Here is a 21027-nt window from a genome sequence, read left to right as displayed (position 1 = left end):
GCTCCCTCTGCTTCTGGACGTGCGACGACTCGTGGTGTCTTCTGACACTATCCCGGCCCGGCGGGCGCGCCGGGCTCCGACATCCGTCTGCCCTTTTCCGGCGAATAGTGACATGCTCGGGTCGCGGCACACCCGCCGCCTAGGTCCGGATCACGGGAGTGTGGTGCCAGTGGAGGCACCGTACGACGACCGCCTGCTGCACCAGCGGGTGGTCGGCGGCGACGAGGCCGCGCTCGGGGAGATCTACGATCGGCTCTCCTCGCTGATCTTCGGTCTCTCCCTGCGCGTCACGCGGGACCGGGTGATCGCCGAGGACATCACGCAGGAGGTGTTCCTCATCTTCTGGGAGCGCCCGCTGGCCTACGACCCGGGCCGGGGGACGCTGCGCGCCTGGCTCGCCACGATCGCCCACCGCCGCGCCGTCGACCACGTGCGCGCCGAGGAGCGCCGCCGCGTCTCCACGCTCGGCCCCCGCCTGTTCGAACGGGCGCCCGACCGGCTGGAGGACACGGTGCTCGCCGCCGACCAGGCCGAACGGGTGCGGCAGGCGGTCACGGCGTTACCCGACGCCCTGCGCGAGGCGGTCGAGCTCGCCTACTTCGGCGGCAGGACGTACCGGCAGGTGGGGGAGGAACTGGGCGTGCCCGAGGGCACGGCCAAGTCGCGCATCCGGCTGGCGCTGCGCCGCCTGGCCGGCGCGCTGGCAGAGGAAGAGGTGTGATGGAGCCGCTGGAGCGTCTGTACCTGGACGCGCTGCTCGAGGACCCGGTGGAGCCCACGGGCACGCTGCGTCCGCAACTGCTGGCCGGGGCCAGGGCGCGGCGCCGGCCCGCCGCCCCCACCGCGCCCTGGGCCGAGCCGTACGCCGGCCGCGTGGCCGCCATGGACGCGCTGCTCGCCTCGGCCGTGGACGACGACTGGTCCCGCGTGATCGTCGAAGGCTGGACGCTCCAGGAACTCGTCGCGCACCTGGCCGCCAAGGACGGCCTGCTCGCCGCCTCCGTCGGCGCGCCCGTCCTGGGGCCCGAGCTCACCGCCGCCGACTCGGCCACCCGCACCGCGCACGTACAGGCGTACGAGCGCTCCCGCGACCCCGAGCAGACCCGCAGGGACTGGCGGGCGCAGGCCGACGCGCTCTGCCGCCACCTCGCCGGCCTGCCCGCCGGCACCCCCGCCACCCTCGACGGCCTGGAGGCTCCCGCCGCCGACCACGTGCTGGCCAGGATGCTGGAGACGTGGGTGCACACCGACGACGCCGCCCGCACCGCCCGCGTCAGCCTGCCGCACCCGCTGCCCGGCCACATCCACCCGGTCGCCGACCTGTGCGCCCGGCTGCTGCCGTGGACGATGCTGCTGTCGGGCCTGGACGCGTCCGGGCGCGGCGTGCGCGTCACCCTCACCGGGCCCGGCGGCGGCGAGTGGAACGTCGCCCTCGGCGTCGAGGACCCCGCCCCGCCCGCCGAGCCCGACGCGGGCATCACGGCGGACGTGGTCGCGTTCTGCTTCCTGCTGGGCGGACGCGGCGACCCGGCGAGCTTCCCCGCCGAGCTGACCGGCGACCGGGCGCTGGCCCGCGACGTCCTCGCCACCGCACCCGCCCTGTCAGGCCCCTGAGGGGCGCTGAGAGGCCGCTCAGGCCTCGGTGACCAGCTCCACGGCGTACGGGTCGTCGGACTCCTCCAGCACCCGCTTGGCGCCCTGCTGCGCCCGCTCGTCGCCGCGCGCCCGCAGCCCCCGCGTCGCCTCGGCCACCGTGCGCAGGTCGGCGTCGTCGAGCCGGGCCGCCAGCGCGTCGCGGATCTGCGGCGTGTCGGCGTCCAGCCCGGCCAGCCCCGCCGTGGCCCAGTCACGCACCTCGGTCTCGTCGTCGCGCGTCATGTCGATGAGCAGCGCCAGCCCCTCGGCGTGATCCGGCGGCAGCACGTCGGCCAGCGCGATCGCGTCGGTCATCGTGCGCTTGTGACCCGGGCGGCCGATGATGTCGAGCACCTGCGGCAGCGCCCTCGGATCGCCCGTGTGGCCCAGCGCGGCCAGCACCGAGCGCAGCACCTGCGGGTTGCCCTCGGTGGTCGTCATCTTCTGCAGCAGCGGCAGCGTGCGCTCCAGATAGGGCTTGTCCTCGCTCGTCACGCCGAACTGGGCGATCGCGTCGACACCGAACTCACGCTCCCTGGCGTCCTCGCTCACGCACAGCTTCGCCAGCGCCTCGTACGTCTCGTCGTCGGCCCGCTTGCCCAGCGTGTCGGCCACCACCCACCACGTCTCGGCGTCCTCGTCCACGTCGCGGTGCGCCAGCGCGCGCGCCACCAGCCGGTCGATCGGCGTGTAGACGCCCGCCGCGTCCTCCAGCAGCGTCGCGATCGCCGCGTGGCCGCGCTGCGCCTGCACCTGCTCGCTCTGCGACCCGTCGGCCGAGCGGCCCGCCACCGTCACCAGCTCGGTGCCGTCCTTGGCGAACTGCCGCGCCACCACGTACTCCCAGTCCTCCTGCCCGATCTGGTCGAGCAGCGCGCTCTCCAGGTGCACGCCCAGCCAGTCGGCCGCGATGTCCAGCGGCGTGTCGCCGTCGCCGTCGTACTTCTCCGGGTCGGCGCCTGCCGCCAGCAGCTCACGCACCACGCCCAGCGCCCCGCGCCGGGCCGCCAGCGACAGCGGCGTGTCGCCGGACTCGTTGACGGCGTCGACGTCGGCGTCCGCCTCGATCAGCACCCGCGCCGTGTCGGCGCTGCCGTTGGCGGCGGCCCACATCAGCGCCGTCCAGCCGCCGCTCTCCCGGCCGTCGGCCTGCGCGCCGGCCGCCAGCAGCGCCCCGGCGGTCTCCACCCGGTCCCAGGCGGCCGCCGCGCACAGCGGCAGCCCGCCCTCCTCGTCCGCGCCCTCGCTGGCCACGTTGGGATCGGCCCCCTGGGCGAGCAGCTCGCCCACCGCCTCGGTATCGCCGTTCAACGCCGCCCGGTAGAGCTGTTCCTCATGCATGACAGGGACCCTAGCGTCTCTGAGCAGCCGGATGACCTTCCGCGGACGTGTTGTCCGGGACGGTTTCCCAGCGTGGCGGGGAAGCGTGGGCGTGGAGGTGGAATCCCGCTCCCAACGCAGTGCCGCGCGGCCTGTGACGGCGGCTGGGTTCGCTGCTCGTGAGCACGCCCTGGTGCCGGACGGCGGCGCGAGGCAGCCGGGCTCGGTCCGTGGGTGCGTGTCCCTCCGGACGCCGGCCGGCCAGGCCCGTGGGGCCCGCCGGGGAGGGTGCCCCGCGTCGCCTGGGCGCGGGGCGTGGCGGACGGCGCCGTGTCGGCCCGGTCTTGGACCGATCCGGCCGCCGGGTCTTCCGGGCCGGGGTGATGACCGCTCGCGCTTCGAGCGTGTCCACCACGGCGGGAATCAGCATGACGCCGGTGGCGCTGTCTGTCACGGTCGTGGCCTGGTGGCTCAGGCCACGCGCGACGATGCGACGCCAGGCCCCGTCGTCCCTGTCGCCCTGCCAGCCGCAGGCCGGGCAGACAGCCCACTTCCACCCCTCGGCGGAGCGGTCGGGCGCCTTACGGTGCCGCAGGGGCGTCAAGCATCCGGGGCAATGCCTGGAGGTGTTGCGGGCCGGGATCATGACGACGGCGATGCCCACCTCGGCGGCCATGTGCCTGATGCGTGCGGCTATCCGGCCGCGGACCTGCTGCGACAGCCGGGTGTTCGCGGCACGGGTCATCCCCCGGGCGTCCATCGAGCGCAGGTCTTCGAGGTAGATGACACTGGCACGAGCTGCGACGGCCTGGTCGACGGCCCATCGGGCCGATGCCCGGGCGAGCGCGTCGCCGAGGCGGGTGCGTCGGGCCGACACAGCGCGCGCCTCGCGCGAGACCGCCTCCTGAGCCGACCGCAGGGCCGGGTCGACGCCCAGCCCGCGCCGTGTGCGGCCGTCCGCGATGCGTCGCTGCCGGTCGGCCTTGGCCCGCAGGCTCTCGGACAGGCGGCGCAGCCGATGCAGTTTGGCGACCACCCCCGCGGCTCTGAACTGCCCGCCGGACCCCAGGGCGGAGATGGCCCCGTCGGCGTGCAGGCGGGCCGCACCGGCCGTGAGCAACGTGTTCAGGCCCCAGTCGACCCCGAGGCCCACCCGGTGCCCCGTACGCGACGGCGGCGGAACCTGATGGCTGAAGGCGAGGTCGGCACGTACCGCGCCGGGCGCCGGCCACACAGTGGGGAGGTGCAGTTTCGCGGATGCCGGCACGGTCGGTGGCAGCTTGATCGGGCAGGCTATCCACTCCCAGTCCCCGTAGGAGCGAGGCTGAGGCCGGATCGGCAAGCGCAGGCGCAATACTGCCCGTTCCGGTGCGCCGGAGACGCGCTCCACGACGGCCTGCTGCCGGTCGCACGCGGACAGCAGCAGCATCCGGGCCGCTCCAGGCGCCCCCTCCAGTTCGTACACGTCGACCGGCAGCCGGCCGTGAGCCTGGACGAAGCCGGTGATCTGCCGGGTGCGAGCTGTGATCACGTTGGCGGGCAGCTGCCGGCCACCGTCGATCGCCGCTCGGACCGCGTCCCACTCGGCGGGGCTCCGCCTGCGGGGATTCGCCGGCCAGGTGGCCAGCACTCCGGTCACGAGGTCCGCTCTGCGGCAGGACTCACGCAGCGTCCGTCCTGCCTGTTCCTGAGCCATGCGCGCAATGCGGTCGGTGATCGTGGCGCCGACGGGGGCTCGCACCGTCCACCCCAGACGGCGCAACGCCATCCAGGCATGAGCCGGAAGCCTGCGGCCACCGGCGTCGACACCGGAGGCGAGCCTGGAGACGTCGGCCATGTTGAAGTGCCGGGCGACGAGATCCGCCACCATGCCGGACACCAGATCCGCGCACCAGCCGACGCGTTCGGCGAGCTGGGACGCGGAAAGGCGGCTGCCGGACCGCTCGGCCACGCCGCCGAGCAACCTGATCCTGGCGCTCGCCATGCGTGTGACCGATCCATCGGGGACCGGCGGCTCCTCGCTCACAGTGATCATTGTCCACGGCATGCGACACGCTTTCATCGGTATTCACCGATGCGAGGTTCGGGGGATGGCGATTCCTTCTTCGGGAGGATCGCAAACCCCCGCAAACGCGATATGTTGCGAGTATGACTGACCCTGGGGAGGTACGGGCCTCCGACGCCGAGCGGGAAGCCGTGGTGGAGATGCTGCGGGAGGCCTCCGTCGAAGGACGGCTCACGCTCGCCGAGCTGACCGACCGCACCGAGGCCGCCTACACCGCCACCACGCACGCCGAGCTGGCCCTGCTCACCCAGGACCTGCCCGCGGCCCCGGCCGCCCCCGGTCAGGTCCAGCCGCGCGAGGGCAGGAAGCGGCGCTGGTTCGTGGGCATCATGGGTGACACCAAGCGGCGCGGCACCTGGCGCATCGACCAGGAGCTCGGCGCCGTCGCGGTGATGGGCGACGTGCTGCTCGACCTGCGCGAGGCCGAGGTGCGCACCGACCTGGTGGAGATCACCGCCGTGTCCGTGATGGGCGACGTGAAGATCATCGTGCCGGACGGGGTCAACGTGGACCTCGACGGCGTGGCCATCATGGGCGACAAGCGCGTCGACGTGCAGGAGGCCGCTCCCGGCACCAGTGCGCCCGTCGTGCGCGTGCACGCCTACGCGGTGATGGGCGACGTCAAGGTGCTCGGCGACTCGCGGGCCAAGCCGCTCAAGCGCCGCTGGTCGGCCTGGCGCGAGCACTGGCGGGAGCTGCACGGCGACGACTGGAACGAGCGCCGCTCCCTCGACCGGGGCTACTGAGGCCGGGCTACTGAGACCCGGGCTACTGAGACCCGGGCTGCTGAGACCGGGGCTGCTGACGGGCCCGCCGCCCGATCACGCCGGGCGGCGGGGATCAGCTCATGAGGCCGCCGCGTCCACGGGGGCGCACAGGGCGGCCTCGTAGCGCCGCAGCACCACCTGGGCCAGCTCCGGGGCCGGGCCGAGCACGTCGGCGACCACGTCGGCGCCGGCGGCCAGCGTGTCGCGCCGCACCTTGTCGGCGAAGTAGCCGGGGGCCAGCAGGTAGGGCGCCACCGCCACGCGGGGCGCGCCCGCCCGCCTGAGCAGCGCGACCGCCTCCGCGGGCGTCGGCCCGGCGGCCGACGCGTACGCCGCCGTCACCGCCCACCAGCCGCCGCCACCGCTGACCGGGCCCGTTGCGCGGCCGCTCAAAGGCCCGCTCGTGGGGTCGCTCAAAGGCCCGCTCGTGGGGTCGCTCGAAGGGCCGCTCGTGGGGCCGCCCAGAGGGCCGCTCGCACGGCCGGGGGAGGGGCGCCAGGTGCGGGCCAGGTCCGCGACGACCGCGTTGGCGCGCGCGTCGCTGGAGCCCGCCGAGACGAGCACCACCGCCGTGCCGGGATCGCCCGGCGTCACGCCCGCCTCCGCCAGCCGGCGCTCCAGGACGGACACCAGCAGCGGGTGGGGGCCGAGCGTGTCGCCGTAGTGGACGCGCAGCAGCGGATCGCGGGCACGCGCCTCGTTGAGCGCCGCCGGCAGGTCGACGCGGCTGTGGTAGGCCGCCGTCAGCAGCAGCGGCAGCACCACGGCCTCCGCGTGCCCGTGCAGCGCCTGCGCCAGCGTCGGCGCCGAGTGGTCCAGGTACGCGCCGCGCACCGGCAGTCCGGGCCGCGCCCGCCGCACCTCCTCCAGCAGCGCCTCGACCGTCGCCGCGGCCCTCGGGTCGCGCGATCCGTGCGCCACGGCCACCAGCGGCACCCCGCCGCCGGGCGGAGAGCCGGGCGGCCCGCCTTGGCCCGCCCCGTCTGCCAACGGGGCGGGCCGGCGGCCGGGAGTTACAGGTGAATGCCGCATTCGACCTTCCCCAGCCCCGCCCAGCGGCCGCTGCGCGGATCCTCCCCCTCGGCGACCTGGCGCGTGCACGGCGCGCAGCCGATCGAGGGGTAGCTGTCGTAGTGCAACGGGTTGATCAGCACCCCGTTGTCAGCCATGTAGTTGTCGACGTCGTCCTGGGTCCAGGAGGCGATCGGGTTGACCTTGACCATCTGCCGCTTGGCGTCCCATTCGACGACCTTGGTGCCGGCCCGGGTGGCGGACTCGTCGCGGCGGATGCCGGAGATCCACGCCAGGTAGGGCTCCAGGGCACGGTTGAGCGGCTCGACCTTGCGCAGGTAGCAGCACAGGTCGGGGTTGCGGCCGAACAGGCGCGGCCCGAGGTCGCGGTCCTGCTCCTGGACGGTGCGCGACGGCTTGACGTTGATCACGTTCACGTCGTAGACCTGCTGGACCGCGTCGCGGGTGCCCACGGTCTCGGCGAAGTGGTAGCCGGTGTCGATGAAGAGCACGTCCACGCCCGGCTTGACCCGGCTCACCAGGTCGATGAGCAGGGCGTCGCTCATGGAGGAGGTCAGGCAGAGCCGGTCGCCGAACGTCGCCGCCGCCCAGCGGATGATCTCGCGGGCGGGCGCGTCCTCCAGGAAGACGGCGGCCGACTCGACGATGTCCTGCAGGTCCAGCGTGCCGCGTTGCTGCGTCAGCCCGGCCTCGATGTCGACGAGCGTCACAGGTTCACCCCGATTCCGAGAAACTTCAGCTTGAAGGCGCGCGAGCAGGCGCGGCAGTACCAGCCGCCGTCGCCTTCGTACGGTTCGAGGTCCTCATCTCCGCAGTAGGGGCAGTGGAAGGGCACGGCGCGTGCGGTCATTTGAGGTCCGCCTCGTCGGCGCGCTGCACCCAGTCGGCGAACGTCTCGCCTTCCTTCTTCTGCTCGTCGTAGTGCGTCACGACGCGCTCCACGTAATCAGGCAGGCCCTCGACGGTGGTCTTGAGGCCGCGCACCTTGCGCCCGAAGCCGGAGTTGACGCCCAGCGAGCCGCCCAGGTGGATCTGGTAGCCGCCGACCTGGTTGCCGTTCTCGTCCATGACGAGCTGGCCCTTGAGCCCGATGTCGGCGGTCTGGATGCGGGCGCAGGAGTTGGGGCAGCCGTTGACGTTGATGGTCAGCGGCTCGTCGAACGTCGGCAGCCGCCGCTCCAGCTCGTCGATCAGCCGGGAGGCGCTGGCCTTGGTCTCGACGATCGCCAGCTTGCAGAACTCGATGCCGGTGCAGGCCATCGTCTGGCGGCGGAACGTCGAGGGGTTGACCTTGAGGTCGTTGGCCTCCAGCTCGGCGACGATCGAGTCGACCTGGTCGGGGGCGACGTCGAGGATGACCATCTTCTGCTCGACGGTGGTGCGCACCCGGTCGGAGCCGTGGCGCTCGGCGATGTCGGCGATCAGGCGCAGCTTGTCGCCGTCGAGGCGGCCCACGCGGGGCGCGAAGCCGACGTAGAAGTTGCCGTCGTGCTGCGGGTGGACGCCGACGTGGTCACGCCGGTTGGCGCGGGGCAGCGCGGGGGCGGGGCCGTCGGGCAGCTTCTCCTTGACGTACTCCGTCTCCAGGACCTCGCGGAACTTCTCCACGCCCCAGTCGTTGACCAGGAACTTCAGCCGCGCCCTGTGGCGCAGCCGCCGGTAGCCGTAGTCGCGGAAGATGCCGATGACGCCCGCGTAGACGTCGGCCGCCCGCTCGGGGGCGATGAACACGCCGAGCCGCTTGGCCAGCATCGGGTTGGTCGACAGGCCGCCGCCGACCCACAGGTCGAAGCCCCGCTCGCCCTGCTCGTTGACGACGCCGACGAACGCCACGTCGTTGATCTCGTGCACGGTGCAGTGGGCCGAGCAGCCGCTGAGCGCCGTCTTGAACTTGCGCGGCAGGTTGGAGTAGGCGGGGTTGCCGATGAACTTCTCGTTCAGCTCGCGGATCTGGGCGCTGGCGTCGATCACCTCTTCGGCGTCGATCCCGGCCACCGGGCACCCGATGATCACGCGCGGGGTGTCGCCGCACGCCTCGGTCGTGCTCAGCCCGACGGCCTCCAGCCGCTCCCAGATGTCGGGCACCGACTCGATCTCCACCCAGTGGAGCTGCACGTTCTGCCGGTCGGTGATGTCGGCGGTGCCGCGCGCGTACTCGTTGGACAGGTCGGCGATGACGCGCAGCTGGCGGATGTCGAGCTGGCCGCCGTCGATGCGCACCCGCAGCATGAAGTAGCGGTCGTCGAGCTCCTCCGGGTCGAGGATCGCCGTCTTGCCGCCGTCGATGCCCGGCTTGCGCTGGGTGTAGAGGCCGTACCAGCGGAAGCGGCCGCGCAGGTCGGCGGGGTCGATCGAGTCGAAGCCGCCCTTGGAGTAGATGTCGATGATCCGCTGGCGGACGTTGAGCCCGTCGTCGGCCTTCTTGCTCTCTTCGTTCTTGTTCAGCGGCTCTCGGTAACCGAGGGCCCACTGGCCTTCGCCGCGCGGGCGCTTGTGGTGCCGGCTGGCAGGGGTGCTCATTGCGCGTCCTTTTGGGTTTATGGGCGCGCGCAGCGTTCCTCCTGCCTCGTCATCGAGTGCAGGGGAGAGGAGGTGCGACGCGCTCAGCGGAAGAAATCTGCGGTTACCGGGCGTCGCAACAGATGGCACTGCGGACACGCTGAAGGTCGACGTGGCGTCGGCCGACGAGCATGGGGTCCGCTGGCATGCCTCGAAGATACCCCGGCGACGATCGATGTCCAAGACCGGGTCCAGACTCTGGACTCGCCCGGTACGTTCGCGGTATGTCTCCCCTGATGACGGCCCTGCTCATCGTCGCGGCCCTCTACGTCGCCTGGACGGTGCTCGCCAATCTGCCGCGCCGGGGGCGCTCGGCGTCCCACAGCGGGGCGGACCGCACGGGCGTCGTCGTCTACTGGCGGCCGGGCTGCCGCTACTGCATGCGGCTGCGCACCGGGCTGCGGTTCACCCCGCTCGCCTACGCCGAGGTGAACATCTGGCGCGACCCCGAGGCGGCGGCGTTCGTCCGGTCGGTCAACGGCGGCGACGAGACGGTGCCCACCGTCACCGTGGGCGGCCGGGTGCTGGTCAACCCGTCGAGGCGGCAGCTCCTGGAGGCCGCCGGTCAGGCCGGCTAGCCCTGGCGCAGCCAGTTGACGACGGGCTCGTCCGGCTCCGGCTCGGGCTCCTGGTGCTGGCAGTCGCACCACGAGCCGCCCCGGCACTCGTCGTGACGTCGTTCCTTGCAGCGTTCGCAGATCACCCCTGCATTATCAGGGTGATCCCCGATGTGGGCCGGGTACGCACGGTGACATGCTGTGACCATGCGCACCATCCTCAACGTCATCTGGCTCGTGTTCGCCGGCATCTGGCTCGCCATCGGCTACGCGGTCGCCGGGATCGTCTGCTGCGTCCTCATCATCACGATCCCGTTCGGCATCGCCTCGTTCCGGATCGCCGCCTACGCGCTGTGGCCGTTCGGCAGGACCGTGGTGCGCGACCCCGAGGCCGGGGCGCTGACGCTGATCGGCAACGTGATCTGGTTCCTGGTCGCGGGCATCTGGCTGGCGATCGGGCACGTGCTCACGTCCATCCCGCTGTTCGTGTCCGTCATCGGCATCCCGCTGGGCGTGGCCAACATCAAGATGATCCCCGTCTCACTTCTCCCGCTGGGCGCACGCATCGTCGACAACGCCTAGGGCAGGACGAGGGGGACGTAAGCTGTCCCCGAGAGTCACTGCGAAATAGCGTTGGGTGCCATGACGTCCACGGATGCGCCTGGCCGGTCCAAGAGGCGGCTCGCCGCCCAAGCCCGGGCGAGGCTGAGCTGGGTGCGCGACACGAGGTCGTGGGCGACCGCCCGCGCCGCGACCAACGCCGGCGTCAACTACCGGGTCACCGGCCTGGCGGGCGAGGCCGCGTTCTTCGCCCTGCTGTCGCTGCCCCCGTTCGTCCTGGGACTCATCGGCGTGCTGGCCAAGCTCGGCACCTGGCTCGGCAGGCAGCGCGTGCGCGACATCGAGGCGTGGGTGATCGACCAGGCCGGGCTGCTGTTCACCGACGACGCCGTCACCGGCGTCGTCCGCCCGCTGCTGGCCGACGTGCTGCGCGACGACGCGAGCAAGGTGTCGATCATCTCGCTGGGCTTCCTGCTGTCGCTGTGGTCGGGCTCGCGCGCCCTGTACGTGTACGTGGACCTCATCTCCGTCGCCTACGGCCTGGGCGAGGAGCGCGGCATCATCCGCACCCGCCTCATGTCGTTCGGCCTGTACGTGGTCGGGCTGGTCATCGGCATCATCGTGATGCCGATCCTGGTCATCGGGCCGACGCTGCTGCGCGGCGTGCTGCCGGGCCAGTACGGCGTGCTCATCGACGTGCTCTACTGGCCGGTGGTGATCGTCGGCTCGGTGCTCTTCCTGACCGTGCTCTACCACGTGAGCGTCCCCGTGCGCACGAAGTGGTACCGCGAGCTGCCCGGCGCGATCCTCGCGCTCATCCTGTGGATCGTCTGCGCCGCCGTGCTGCGCGGCGTGCTGGCCGCCTGGTTCACGCCCGTCTCGGTGTACGGGTCGCTCGCGGCGCCCATCGCGGTGCTGCTCTGGCTCTACATCACCGCGCTGGCCGTGCTCATCGGGGCCATCCTGAACGCCGAGGTCGACCGGCTCTGGCCCGGCCTCGGCCGTGCGAAATGACCGTCGTTCCGCCATAATCGCCCCGATGGAGGCGCAGCAGAGGGTCGGCCCGTACGTCCTGCTCCGCAAGCTGGGCGAGGGCGGGATGGGCTTCGTCCACCTGGCCCGCGACGGGTCCGGCAGGCAGGTCGCGCTGAAGATGATGCGGCCCGAGCTCGCGGCCCGCGAGGAGTTCCGGCGCAGGTTCGGCAAGGAGGTGGAGGCGGCCCGGCGGGTCGCCCGGTTCTGCACCGCGCCCGTGCTCGACGCCGGGTTCGACGGCGGCACGGCCTACCTCGTCACCGAGTTCGTCGAGGGCCCCGACCTGGCCGGGGTGATCCGGCGGCACGGGCCCATGACGGGCTCCAACCTGGAGGCGCTGGCCGTGGGCGTGGCCACCGCGCTGGCCGCCATCCACCAGGCCGGCGTCGTGCACCGCGACCTCAAGCCGTCGAACGTGCTGCTGAGCCCCGTGGGGCCGCGCGTGATCGACTTCGGCATCGCGCAGCTCGCCGACACCGCCGACCTGCCCTTCACGGTCGCGCAGAGCATGGGCACGCCCGCGTACATGTCGCCCGAGCAGGCCAGGGGCGAGCCCGTCACCCCCGCCGGCGACGTCTTCGCGTGGGGCGCGCTGATGGCGTACGCGGGCACCGGCAGGCCGCCGTTCGGCACCGGGGGCGTCGCCGAGGTCGTCTACCGGGTGGTCAACCACGCGCCCGTGCTCGACGGGCTGGACGAGCGCATCCGCTCGCTGGTCGAGCGCGCCCTGGACAAGGACCCCGCCCGGCGGCCCACCGCCCAGCAGCTCCTCGACCGGCTGCTGGGCCGTACGGAGGTGCAGGTGGACGCCGCCACGCGGGTGGTGTCGGAGACCTGGACCCCCGTCCTGGCGCCGGCCGGCGGCACGCCCCCGGCGCCCTACCCCGCGAGCTCCTTCCCCGCGAGCTCCTACCCCGGGGGTCCCTTCCCTGTGGGCCACGGTGGCGGGAACGGCGGCGGGAACGGCGGCGGGAACGGCGACGGCCGGCCGGGACCCGGACCGGCCGGGCGGCGCGGCGGGGCGGCCGGGCGCGGGCGGCGGTGGGTGCCCGTGGTGACCGCGCTGCTGGCCGCCGCCGTCGGCGCCGGCGTCACCGTGGCCGTCCTGCGCCCCTGGGAACAGGCCGCCGGCGAGCCCGGCACCCCCGCCGCCGCCAGCACGATCGACGCGCTCGGCAGCAGGCTGAGCGTCCAGGTCGACTCCCTCGTCCGGCAGGGCGGCACCGTCCGCCTGCAGTGGACCGTCAAGAACGTCGGCGAGGAGAACGCGCCCCTCGCGGGCAAGCTCGGCCGAGGCGCCCTCGACTCCACCGCCTCGCGGGTCAGCCTGGTCCCGCCCGGCGTCGGCTCGCCGATCTACCCGGCGAGCAAGGACGGCGGCTGCGACTGCACCGACCTGCCCGTCGCCCCCTTCCAGGGCGGCGACCAGGTCCAGCTCTACGCCATCTACGCGAACGTGCCCGAGGACGTCGCCCGCGTCGACGTCGACATGGGCCCGCTCGGCGTCATCAGGAACGTGGCCATCACCCCGAGCTGACAGCCCCCGTGCTTCCGATATCGTCAAGGCGTCGCGACTGGCGCAATCGGTGGGATCGACCACCAGGGAGCGGAAGGAGCGGAGGCCGTGCGCCTGGGTCTTCGCAGGATGTCAATGATGACAGGAGACTCATGAGTTCTCTCGCTAGCGTCGACCCGCAGATCGCCGAGCTCATCAAGGCCGAGGAGCGCCGCCAGGCCGACACGGTCAAGCTCATCGCCTCGGAGAACTACGTGTCCAAGGCGGTGCTCGAGGCGACCGGCACCGTCCTGACCAACAAGTACTCCGAGGGCTACGCCGGCAAGCGCTACTACGAGGGCCAGCAGGTCATCGACCAGATCGAGACCGTGGCCGTCGACCGCGCCAAGGCGCTGTTCGGCGTCAACCACGCCAACGTCCAGCCCTACTCCGGCTCGCCCGCCAACCTGGCCATCTACATGGCGTTCCTGCAGCCGGGCGACACCGTGCTGGGCATGGGCCTGCCGTTCGGCGGCCACCTCACGCACGGCTGGTCGGTCTCGGCCACCGGCAAGTGGTTCAACCCGGTCCGCTACGGCGTCCGCCAGGACACCGGCCGCATCGACCTCGACCAGGTCCGCGAGCTGGCCCTGGAGCACCGGCCCAAGCTCATCTTCTGCGGCGGCACCGCCATCCCGCGCACGATCGACTTCGAGGGCTTCGCCGCGATCGCCCGCGAGGTGGGCGCCGTGCTGGCCGCCGACATCGCGCACATCGCCGGCCTCGTCGCCGGCGGCGCCCACCCGTCGCCGGTCGGCCACGCCGACGTGATCTCCACCACCACCCACAAGACGCTGCGCGGCCCCCGCGGCGCCATGCTCATGGCCACCGCCGACGAGCACGCCGCCGCGCTCAACAAGGCCGTCTTCCCCGGCCTGCAGGGCGGCCCGCACAACCACACCACCGCGGCCATCGCCGTCGCCCTGCGCGAGGCGTCCACCGACGACTTCAAGGCCTACGCCCACCAGGTTGTCGCCAACGCCAAGGCGCTGGCCGACGAGCTCGCCTCGCGCGGCTTCGACCTGGTCTCCGGCGGCACCGACAACCACCTGATCCTGCTCGACCTGACGCCCAAGGGCATCGGCGGCAAGCCGGCCGCCCAGGCGCTCGACCGGGCCGGGCTGGAGACCAACTACAACACGGTGCCGTTCGACACGCGCAAGCCGTTCGACCCGTCGGGCATCCGCATCGGCACCCCGTCCGTCACCTCGCGCGGCATGCGCGAGGCCGAGATGCGGCAGATCGGCGCCTGGATGGACGAGGTCGTCACCGCGCTGTCCAAGGGCGACGCCGAGGACGTGATCACCCGCGTGCACCGCGAGGTCAGCGAGCTGACCGCGCAGTTCCCCGCGCCGGGCCTGTAAGCGAGTCCCCCGGGCGACCGGGAACGCCCCGCCGCACGGGCTCTCTCGTGCGGCGGGGCGCCGTCGCTCCCGGGGCGGGCCGGATGCCCCGGAGCGAGGGCCGACCGGCGAGCGGGGAAGGCCGCCGTCGGCCGTGGGTGGTTCGTCCCGGAAGTGACCGGCGTGTCCCCTGATCACGCCGGTCACGTACTCGTCGTACGAAAGCAGTACGGACGGCGGGCGGCCCCGGGTTCAACGGACGACGGGAAATCCTCCGTACCGGGGCCGCCTCCGTCACACCTTCACGGTCAGCAGGGTGGCGCCCTCGGTGGTGACCACCTCGAAGTGGTCGATCCGGTCGAGCGGCAGCGCGCTCGCGCCGTGCACGTACAGCGGCCCGGGAGAGCCCGGCACGCCGTAGCCGGCGGGCGGGACGGCCCAGCCCATCATGATGCGGCGGTCGCCGTCGCGCGACACCGCGACCAGCGCGCACTCCAGCGGCCCCTTGACCCCTGCCAGCTTGAGCGCCGCGTGCGTGCCCCAGCCCTTCGACTCCAGCACCAGCCCGCCCGTCACGCCGCCGCTGCCGACGCCCTCGACCGGCGTGCCCGCGGCGTAGAACCGCTCGGCCGGGCCGACGTCGTCGTGCGGCGAGGCGACGGGCGCGGCCGGCGACGAGCCGCCGAACTGGGCGCCCGCCACCAGCCCGCCCGCCACCAGCGTCACCGCCGCCGCCACCCCCACCAGGAACGTGCCCCGGCGCGACCGCCGGTCGGCCGCCTGCTTGCGGCGCAGCAGGTCGATCACCTCGGCGGGCTCCTCACCGCGCGGCGGCTCGTCCTCCAGCGGGCCCAGCCCGGTCAGCGCCTGCGCCACCCCGGACAGCTCCGACAACTCCGTCACACACGGCCGGCAGTGCGCCAGATGCTCCTCGAACGCCCGCCTGTCGTCGTCCTCCAGCAGGCCCAGGGCGTAGGCGCCGACATCGGTGTGCTCCACACGCGCGGTCATGCCGTCACCCCCCTCTCCTCCAGCGCCACCCGCAGCGCCCGGACCGCGTAGTAGACCCGGGACTTCACGGTGCCCACGGGGATGCCCAGCGCCTCGGCGGCGTCGTTGACCGACCGGTCCCGCAGGATCGTCTCGTTGAGGATCTCGCGATGGGCCGGCGACAGCGCCCGCAGCGCCTCGGACACGACCACCTGGTGCAGCAGCTTCTCCATCTCGTCGGGCACGGGCAGGCTCTCCAGCGGCCCGTCGCCCAGCTCCGCCGGGCGCGACTCCCGCCGCCGCCGGTCATCGATCACGATACGTCTGGCGACGGTCGCGAGCCAGGGCATGAGCGAGGCCGCGTCAGGATCCAGCCGCTCGGCGCTGCGCCAGGCCCGGATCATGGTCTCCTGGACCACGTCCTCCGCCCACTGCCGGTCACCCGCCGTCAGCCGGACCACGAACGCCAGCAGCGGCCGGTGATACTGCCGGTAGAGCGCGGACACGACCACCTCCGGGTCGGGCCGCGCCCGCCTCATCCAGTGCCGTAACCGCATGGGGGCTGCCCCCTCTGCCGAGGGTGGGGGATACGTGCTCAGTCGCATCTTTCCCCTTTCTCGCGTCCGTCGGCAGGGGGTACGGCCCGCGTCCCCGCCCGGGTTCAACCGGGGCGGCCGGGCGGCGTCCGAAAACCGGATTGCGTCCCTCCCGGCGGGTGCCGTAAAGTCGCCTCGCGAAACGGATCGAGAAGGAGGTGAGGACCCATGCGGATTGTCCTGTGCTGCGTGCCGTCCGACATCCTCCGGGGACTCCTCTAGTCACCCGGCATTCCTTCTCCGCCAAAGGTGTAATCCGTTGCTTCACGATCTTTCTCTGCTCGGCTGGACCGCGTCCCGCGCCGCCGAGCTGCCCGACGACGCCGTCCCCGGCCGGGTCTCGCGGGTCGACCGCGGCGCCGCCGAGGTCATCGCCGCCGACGGCCAGCACAACGCCCGCTACGGCGCCCGCGTGCGCCGGGCCGCCGCCCAGGACCCCGTCGCGCTGCCGTGCGTCGGCGACTGGGTGGCGCTGCGCGCGCTGCCCGAAGGCCGCTACGAGCTCGACGAGGTGCTGCCCAGGACGACCGCGTTCGTCCGGGGCGGCGTCAGCCGCGACTCGCGCGGCGGCCTGTCCGGCGACGGCCAGGGCCAGGTGCTCGCCGCCAACGTCGACATCGTCTTCGTCGCCGAACCGTCCATGCACTCCACCGACTACGCCGACCTCGGCCGCATCGAACGCCTCGTGGCGCTCGCCTGGGAGTCCGGCGGCACGCCCGTCGTGCTCGTCACCAAGGCCGACCTGTTCGAGCAGGGGCTCGACGAGCTCCTGACCGACGTGCGCGCCGCCGCCCCCGGCGTCGACGTGCACGCCGTCTCCTCGCTGCGCGGCGAGGGCGTCGAGCTCGTACGCGGCTACCTCGACGGCTCCCGCACCGCCGTCATCCTCGGCCCGTCCGGCGCCGGCAAGTCCACGCTCGTCAACGCCCTCGCCGGCGACGGCGTCATGGAAACCCAGCAGGTACGCGCCGCCGACGGACGCGGCCGGCACACCACCGTGCACCGGGAGCTCATCCCGCTGCCCGGCGGCGGCCTCGTCATCGACACGCCCGGCATCCGGCGGGTCGGCCTGTACGAGATCAGCGAGGGCGTGGACCTCGTCTTCGCCGACCTGGAGGAGCTCGCGTCCCGCTGCCGCTTCCAGGACTGCGGGCACGACAGCGAGCCCGGATGCGCCGTGCTGGCCGCCGTCGACTCCGGCGAGCTGCCCGAACGGCGCCTGCAGAGCTGGCGCAAGCTCCAGCGGGAGGCCGCCTGGATGGCCGCCCGCACCGACGCCCGCCTCCGCAAGGACCTGCAGAACCGGTGGAAGGTCATCCACAAGGAAATGCGCCGCTCCGGCCGCAACCGTCCCTGACCCTAACCGGCAAGCGGCACACCCGCGGAGGGGCCGACCGCCCCCGGGCCGACCGCCCCCCGGGCCGACCGCCCCCCGGGCCGACCCCCCCCGGGCCGGTCGGGCCCTCGGGGCGGGCCGCCCTGCGGGGGGTACGCGCCCGTTGGGGGCGGGCCGCCTTACGGGGACCCGCTCCCCTGGGGGCGGGCCGCCCTCCGGAGGGGCCGCTCCCTCCGGAGGAGGCCGCCGCCCTCTGGAAGGGGAGCTCCGGGAGCGCGGCCACCGAGGGCTGCCCCCGGAGGGCCGCACCCGGGACTGCCCGGCGCAAGGCCCACGCCCCCGTAAGGCCCGCGCCCCCGTAAGGCCCGCGCCCCCGCAAGGCCCGCGCCCTCGGGGGCGTTCCCCGGGAGGGCGTTGCCTTCAGGGGGTGCGCTCCCGTCGGAAAGGGGCGATTCCGCCAGGGGCTACCCGACAGAACGGCCTCTTCCGATAAGGGGTGGTTTCTCTCTCTGAGGGGTGGGTCCTCCGTCAGAGGGGCTTCGGTGGGCACCTCCCCGAAAGGGCGGGCGTCCAAAAGGTGGGATCGTGGGAAGTGGGGTGTTGCGGGTACGGGGGACGTATGGAGCGGATGTTCGCCGATCGGGCCGAGGCCGGGAGGTTGCTGGCCGAGCGGCTGGAGGTGCCCGAGCCGGTGGTGCTGGCGCTGCCGCGCGGCGGGGTGACGGTGGCCGAGCCGATCGTGCGGCGGCTGGGCGGCACGCTGGACGTGCTCGTCACCCGTAAGATCGGCTACCCGCCGCAGCCGGAGCTGGGGGTGGGGGCGATCGCCGAGGGCGGTGAGCCGGTGTTCGACGGCGCGCTGCTGGCCCGGCTGGGGCTGACGCCGGGGGCGCTGGCCGAGGTGGTGGAGGCGGAGCGGCGTGAGCTGGCCCGCCGGGTGGCGGCGTACCGGGGGGATCGGCCGCTGCCGGAGCTGGCGGGGCGCGAGGTGGTGGTGGCCGACGACGGGCTGGCGACGGGGGCGACGGCGCGGGCGGCGCTGCGGGCGGTGGCGGCGGCGCGCCCGGCGCGGGTGACGCTGGCGGTGCCGGTGGGGGCGCCGGAGACGGTCGAGGCGATGCGCCGGGAGGCGGACGAGGTGGTGGTGCTGAGCGAGCCGCCCGACTTCCGGGCGGTGGGCCAGTGGTACGCGCACTTCGAGCAGTTGTCCGACGCCGACGTGCTGGACGTGCTGGACCGGAACCGGTGAGGCTGACGTCAGGCGGGCAGGACGGCCCACACGATCTTGCCGGGGCCGCCCGGGGCGACCCAGCCCCAGCCGGAGCAGAGCGCTTCGACGAGCCGCAGCCCGCGCCCGTACTCGGAGAAGATGTCGGCGCCCGCGGGCGACGGCGGCGTGGAGCTGTAGTCGGTGACGACGCACGCCACCTCGCCGCCGTGGCGCAGGAGGCGGAGCTGGATGGCGCCGCCTCCGTGGCGCATGGCGTTGGTCACCAGTTCGGACACGACCAGGGTGGCGTCGAAGGCCGCCCGCTCCGCCCCCCACGAGCCGAGCGTGCGGTCGACGAATCGCCTGGCCATGGCCACGCACCCGGGCTCGAACGAGCTGAGTTCGTGAAAGGGGAAGACCGCGTCGCCGTCGCCGGTGCGGCCGTCCAGCATCGCGGACGTCAGCCACGCCGGCGGCCGGGTGGCGCTGGAGGCTTGCGGCCGGGCGTCGAAAGTCGTCATCCTTGGCCCCCGAGGCGCGGTTTCTGGTGATCCATTCCCCATCTTTACGACCGTGCGGCACAGATGCAAGACTTTTCGATGTTTACCGATGCAGAATGCATCTGCACGTGCAGATGATCTGGGAGCGATGGACGTGAGCGCAGAGAGTGCCGAGGGTCTCGGAAGCACGATCCTGAAGCATTCGACGGGGAGCCCGACGGTGCTGCGGATCCTGCTGGGGACGCAGCTGCGCCGGCTGCGCACCGAGCGCGGCATCTCGCGCGAGGACGCCGGCTATTCGATCCGCGCCTCCCACGCCAAGATCAGCAGGCTGGAGCTGGGCCAGGTCAGCTTCAAGGAGCGCGACGTGGCCGACCTGCTGACGCTGTACGGGGTCACCGACCCGGACGAGCGGGCGCCGCTGATCGCGCTGGCCAAGCAGGCCAACGCGCCGGGATGGTGGCACAAGTACGGCGATCTGCTGCCGAGCTGGTTCGAGGTGTACATCGGCCTGGAGGGCGCCGCCTCGGCCATCCGCACGTTCGAGAACCAGTTCGTGCCCGGTCTGCTGCAGTCGCCGGCCTACGCCAGGGCGGTGATCGAGCTGGGCAACGAGCGGGCGGCCCCGGACGAGCTGGACCGGCGGGTGCAGTTGCGGGTGGCCCGCCAGCGGCGGCTGACCGGGGACGACCGGCTCAACCTGTGGGCCGTGATCGACGAGGCGGTGCTGCGGCGGGCGCTCGGCGGACCGGAGGCCATGCGGGAGCAGATCGAGCACCTGCTGGCCATGACGGCGGAGCGCAACGTGACGGTGCAGGTCATGCCGTTCGACCGGGGCGGGCACGCGGCGGCGGGCGGCTCGTTCAGCATTCTGCGCTTCCCGGAGCGCGAGCTGCCGGACGTGGTCTACATGGAGCAGCTCACCAGCGCCCTCTATCTGGACAAGGCGGCCGAGTCCGAACATTACGTCAAGGTGATGGACCGGTTGAGCGTGCAGGCTCAGGAGCCGAAGGAGAGCAGGCGGTTCCTCGAGAGCCTGCTTGACCGGTGAAAACGCGTGTGATCCACGGCATAGCGGATTTTTGGTCATCCCGTATATGGCGATGGGCTCGTCACCGTATTGTCTGCTCGTAAGCACGGATGCACGTGCATCCGTATGGCCGAGGAGCTGCCCCCATGCTTGAGTTCCGCAACGGAACGCCCGCGCGTCGTCTTCCCGTCGTCTGGCGCAAGAGCGCGCGCAGCAATCCCAACGGCAACTGCGTCGAGGTGGCGCCCCTGCCCACGGGCGAGGTGGCGATGCGCAATTCACGCTTCCCGGACGGGCCCGCGCTGGTCTACACCAGGGCCGAGATCACCGCTTTCGTCCTCGGGGCCAAGGACGGGGAGTTCGACGACCTGCTGGTCTGAGCCGGTCTGAACGAGGGCATGCGAAAGCCGCCGTCCGGGATTGGACGGCGGCTTCGTCGTGCGCGGGGTGAGCTGCCTGATCAGGCAGTTGTCCCGACCGGGTTCGCCGGAGCCTGAGCGCGGTGTGCCAGGCTCCGGTTCATCGGGACAACTGCGTGATCACGCGATGATCTGCGCGGGGAATGCTGCCGGGTGTCAGGCGGCGGAGATGCCGGCGCTGGCGGCGCGGCGCATGCGACGGCGACGCTCGGAGGCGCGCTCGTCCTCGTTCAGGCCACCCCACGTGCCGTACTTCTCCGGACGGGACAGCGCGTAGTCCAGGCACTCGTTGCGGACCGGGCACCCGGCGCAGATCGCCTTGGCCTTCCGCTCACGTACGTCACGCTCGGGCTGCCGCTCTCCGTCAGGGCCGAAGAAGAGCACGAGGTCCTCACCCCGGCACGCGGCATCATCCTGCCAACCCCAGCTGGGGCGCGGGCGGGCGAGCTGCCGACGTACCTGAGACATGAGAAAACCACCTTCTTGAGAGGTATTTCGGTAATTGAGCCGCATTGGA

Annotated in this window: 24 protein-coding genes and 1 riboswitch; of the genes, 12 read left to right on the top strand and 12 right to left on the bottom strand. The window is 72.8% G+C overall.

The features are described 5' to 3' along the window. Positions 1-163: 163 nt before the first annotated feature. Positions 164-721, top strand: coding sequence for a sigma-70 family RNA polymerase sigma factor (locus tag ACWDXC_RS10420; protein WP_219519328.1), 558 nt, complete (start codon positions 164-166; stop codon positions 719-721). Continuing rightward, positions 721-1614 (top strand): maleylpyruvate isomerase family mycothiol-dependent enzyme, encoded by an 894-nt coding sequence (locus tag ACWDXC_RS10415; RefSeq protein WP_449981011.1) that lies wholly within the window; start codon positions 721-723, stop codon positions 1612-1614. Before ACWDXC_RS10420 ends, ACWDXC_RS10415 begins: the two co-directional genes overlap by 1 nt. A gap of 18 nt (positions 1615-1632) precedes the next feature. Here the strand turns inward: ACWDXC_RS10415 and ACWDXC_RS10410 are convergent, their stop codons facing one another. Both ACWDXC_RS10410 and ACWDXC_RS10405 read right to left on the bottom strand, forming a co-directional pair. Beyond that, positions 1633-2976 (bottom strand): ankyrin repeat domain-containing protein, encoded by a 1344-nt coding sequence (locus ACWDXC_RS10410; protein WP_449980309.1) that lies wholly within the window; start codon positions 2974-2976, stop codon positions 1633-1635. Between the two features lie 10 nt (positions 2977-2986). Next, positions 2987-4990 carry a zinc ribbon domain-containing protein gene (locus tag ACWDXC_RS10405; protein WP_449980306.1) on the bottom strand — a complete coding sequence of 668 codons (2004 nt, stop codon included), beginning with the start codon at positions 4988-4990 and terminating at the stop codon, positions 2987-2989. Between the two features lie 113 nt (positions 4991-5103). Here ACWDXC_RS10405 and ACWDXC_RS10400 point away from each other — a divergent pair, with 113 nt between their 5' ends. Beyond that, complete coding sequence (locus ACWDXC_RS10400; protein ID WP_219519322.1) at positions 5104-5766, top strand: DUF1707 SHOCT-like domain-containing protein; 663 nt, start codon at positions 5104-5106, stop codon at positions 5764-5766. Positions 5767-5865: 99 nt separating this feature from the next. On the opposite strand, the gene ACWDXC_RS10395 is transcribed toward ACWDXC_RS10400, so the two are convergent. The 5 genes from ACWDXC_RS10395 to ACWDXC_RS10375 all read right to left on the bottom strand — a co-directional run bounded on the left by ACWDXC_RS10395 (position 5866) and on the right by ACWDXC_RS10375 (position 9526). After that, positions 5866-6714, bottom strand: a complete 849-nt coding sequence (locus ACWDXC_RS10395) for a sirohydrochlorin chelatase (protein WP_449980304.1) — start codon at positions 6712-6714, stop codon at positions 5866-5868. 86 nt (positions 6715-6800) lie between these two features. Continuing rightward, complete coding sequence (locus tag ACWDXC_RS10390; RefSeq protein WP_449980301.1) at positions 6801-7529, bottom strand: phosphoadenylyl-sulfate reductase; 729 nt, start codon at positions 7527-7529, stop codon at positions 6801-6803. Then, positions 7526-7669: an Insertion element protein gene (locus tag ACWDXC_RS10385; RefSeq protein ID WP_219519600.1), complete on the bottom strand. Its 144-nt coding sequence runs from the start codon at positions 7667-7669 to the stop codon at positions 7526-7528. The genes ACWDXC_RS10390 and ACWDXC_RS10385 overlap by 4 nt, the downstream gene beginning before the upstream one ends. Beyond that, the gene (locus tag ACWDXC_RS10380; protein ID WP_219519598.1) at positions 7666-9339 is read right to left on the bottom strand and encodes a nitrite/sulfite reductase; all 1674 of its coding nucleotides are present in this window, start codon (positions 9337-9339) and stop codon (positions 7666-7668) included. Before ACWDXC_RS10380 ends, ACWDXC_RS10385 begins: the two co-directional genes overlap by 4 nt. Positions 9340-9442: 103 nt before the next feature. Continuing rightward, a complete protein-coding gene (locus tag ACWDXC_RS10375) occupies positions 9443-9526 on the bottom strand; it encodes a putative leader peptide (RefSeq protein ID WP_311132608.1) in 84 nt (27 codons plus the stop codon). A gap of 76 nt (positions 9527-9602) precedes the next feature. Here ACWDXC_RS10375 and ACWDXC_RS10370 point away from each other — a divergent pair, with 76 nt between their 5' ends. Next, the gene (locus ACWDXC_RS10370; RefSeq protein ID WP_449980297.1) at positions 9603-9956 is read left to right on the top strand and encodes a glutaredoxin domain-containing protein; all 354 of its coding nucleotides are present in this window, start codon (positions 9603-9605) and stop codon (positions 9954-9956) included. On the opposite strand, the gene ACWDXC_RS10365 is transcribed toward ACWDXC_RS10370, so the two are convergent. Continuing rightward, a complete protein-coding gene (locus ACWDXC_RS10365) occupies positions 9953-10081 on the bottom strand; it encodes a hypothetical protein (protein ID WP_281427552.1) in 129 nt (42 codons plus the stop codon). The genes ACWDXC_RS10370 and ACWDXC_RS10365 overlap by 4 nt on opposite strands. A gap of 61 nt (positions 10082-10142) precedes the next feature. Between ACWDXC_RS10365 and ACWDXC_RS10360 the strand changes: the two genes are divergently transcribed. The 4 genes from ACWDXC_RS10360 (at position 10143) to glyA (ending at position 14450) form a co-directional block, all read left to right on the top strand. Then, positions 10143-10517, top strand: a complete 375-nt coding sequence (locus ACWDXC_RS10360) for a YccF domain-containing protein (RefSeq protein ID WP_449980295.1) — start codon at positions 10143-10145, stop codon at positions 10515-10517. 60 nt (positions 10518-10577) lie between these two features. After that, entirely contained in the window at positions 10578-11510 is a 933-nt protein-coding gene (locus ACWDXC_RS10355) for a YihY/virulence factor BrkB family protein (RefSeq protein ID WP_219519592.1), read from the top strand. Between the two features lie 25 nt (positions 11511-11535). Further along, positions 11536-13068 (top strand): serine/threonine-protein kinase, encoded by a 1533-nt coding sequence (locus tag ACWDXC_RS10350; RefSeq protein WP_449980293.1) that lies wholly within the window; start codon positions 11536-11538, stop codon positions 13066-13068. A 23-nt stretch (positions 13069-13091) separates the two neighbouring features. Continuing rightward, a riboswitch (ZMP/ZTP riboswitch) is annotated at positions 13092-13174 on the top strand. 25 nt (positions 13175-13199) lie between these two features. Then, the gene (gene glyA, locus ACWDXC_RS10345; RefSeq protein WP_219519586.1) at positions 13200-14450 is read left to right on the top strand and encodes a serine hydroxymethyltransferase; all 1251 of its coding nucleotides are present in this window, start codon (positions 13200-13202) and stop codon (positions 14448-14450) included. A 273-nt stretch (positions 14451-14723) separates the two neighbouring features. On the opposite strand, the gene ACWDXC_RS10340 is transcribed toward glyA, so the two are convergent. Next, complete coding sequence (locus tag ACWDXC_RS10340; protein WP_449980291.1) at positions 14724-15440, bottom strand: anti-sigma factor family protein; 717 nt, start codon at positions 15438-15440, stop codon at positions 14724-14726. Then, on the bottom strand, positions 15437-15976 hold the full coding sequence (locus ACWDXC_RS10335; protein WP_246645137.1) for a sigma-70 family RNA polymerase sigma factor: 540 nt from the start codon (positions 15974-15976) through the stop codon (positions 15437-15439). Before ACWDXC_RS10335 ends, ACWDXC_RS10340 begins: the two co-directional genes overlap by 4 nt. Positions 15977-16274: 298 nt before the next feature. On the opposite strand from ACWDXC_RS10335, the gene rsgA reads away from it, so the two are divergent. Both rsgA and ACWDXC_RS10325 read left to right on the top strand, forming a co-directional pair. Beyond that, positions 16275-17372, top strand: a complete 1098-nt coding sequence (rsgA, locus tag ACWDXC_RS10330) for a ribosome small subunit-dependent GTPase A (protein WP_449980288.1) — start codon at positions 16275-16277, stop codon at positions 17370-17372. Positions 17373-17970: 598 nt separating this feature from the next. Then, positions 17971-18600 (top strand): phosphoribosyltransferase, encoded by a 630-nt coding sequence (locus ACWDXC_RS10325; RefSeq protein WP_449980286.1) that lies wholly within the window; start codon positions 17971-17973, stop codon positions 18598-18600. 8 nt (positions 18601-18608) lie between these two features. Here ACWDXC_RS10325 and ACWDXC_RS10320 read toward each other — a convergent pair whose 3' ends face one another. After that, a complete protein-coding gene (locus tag ACWDXC_RS10320) occupies positions 18609-19082 on the bottom strand; it encodes an ATP-binding protein (RefSeq protein WP_219506741.1) in 474 nt (157 codons plus the stop codon). Between the two features lie 127 nt (positions 19083-19209). Between ACWDXC_RS10320 and ACWDXC_RS10315 the strand changes: the two genes are divergently transcribed. Then, positions 19210-20112, top strand: coding sequence for a helix-turn-helix domain-containing protein (locus tag ACWDXC_RS10315; protein ID WP_449980283.1), 903 nt, complete (start codon positions 19210-19212; stop codon positions 20110-20112). Positions 20113-20237: 125 nt separating this feature from the next. Then, positions 20238-20471: a DUF397 domain-containing protein gene (locus ACWDXC_RS10310; protein ID WP_219506737.1), complete on the top strand. Its 234-nt coding sequence runs from the start codon at positions 20238-20240 to the stop codon at positions 20469-20471. Between the two features lie 195 nt (positions 20472-20666). On the opposite strand, the gene ACWDXC_RS10305 is transcribed toward ACWDXC_RS10310, so the two are convergent. Then, positions 20667-20978, bottom strand: coding sequence for a WhiB family transcriptional regulator (locus ACWDXC_RS10305; protein ID WP_125634885.1), 312 nt, complete (start codon positions 20976-20978; stop codon positions 20667-20669). Positions 20979-21027: the final 49 nt, after the last annotated feature.

Source organism: Nonomuraea sp. NPDC003214 (assembly GCF_053590035.1).
The sequence above is the reverse complement of the archived record's forward strand: the minus strand, read 5'-3'. Positions and strand labels throughout refer to the sequence as shown.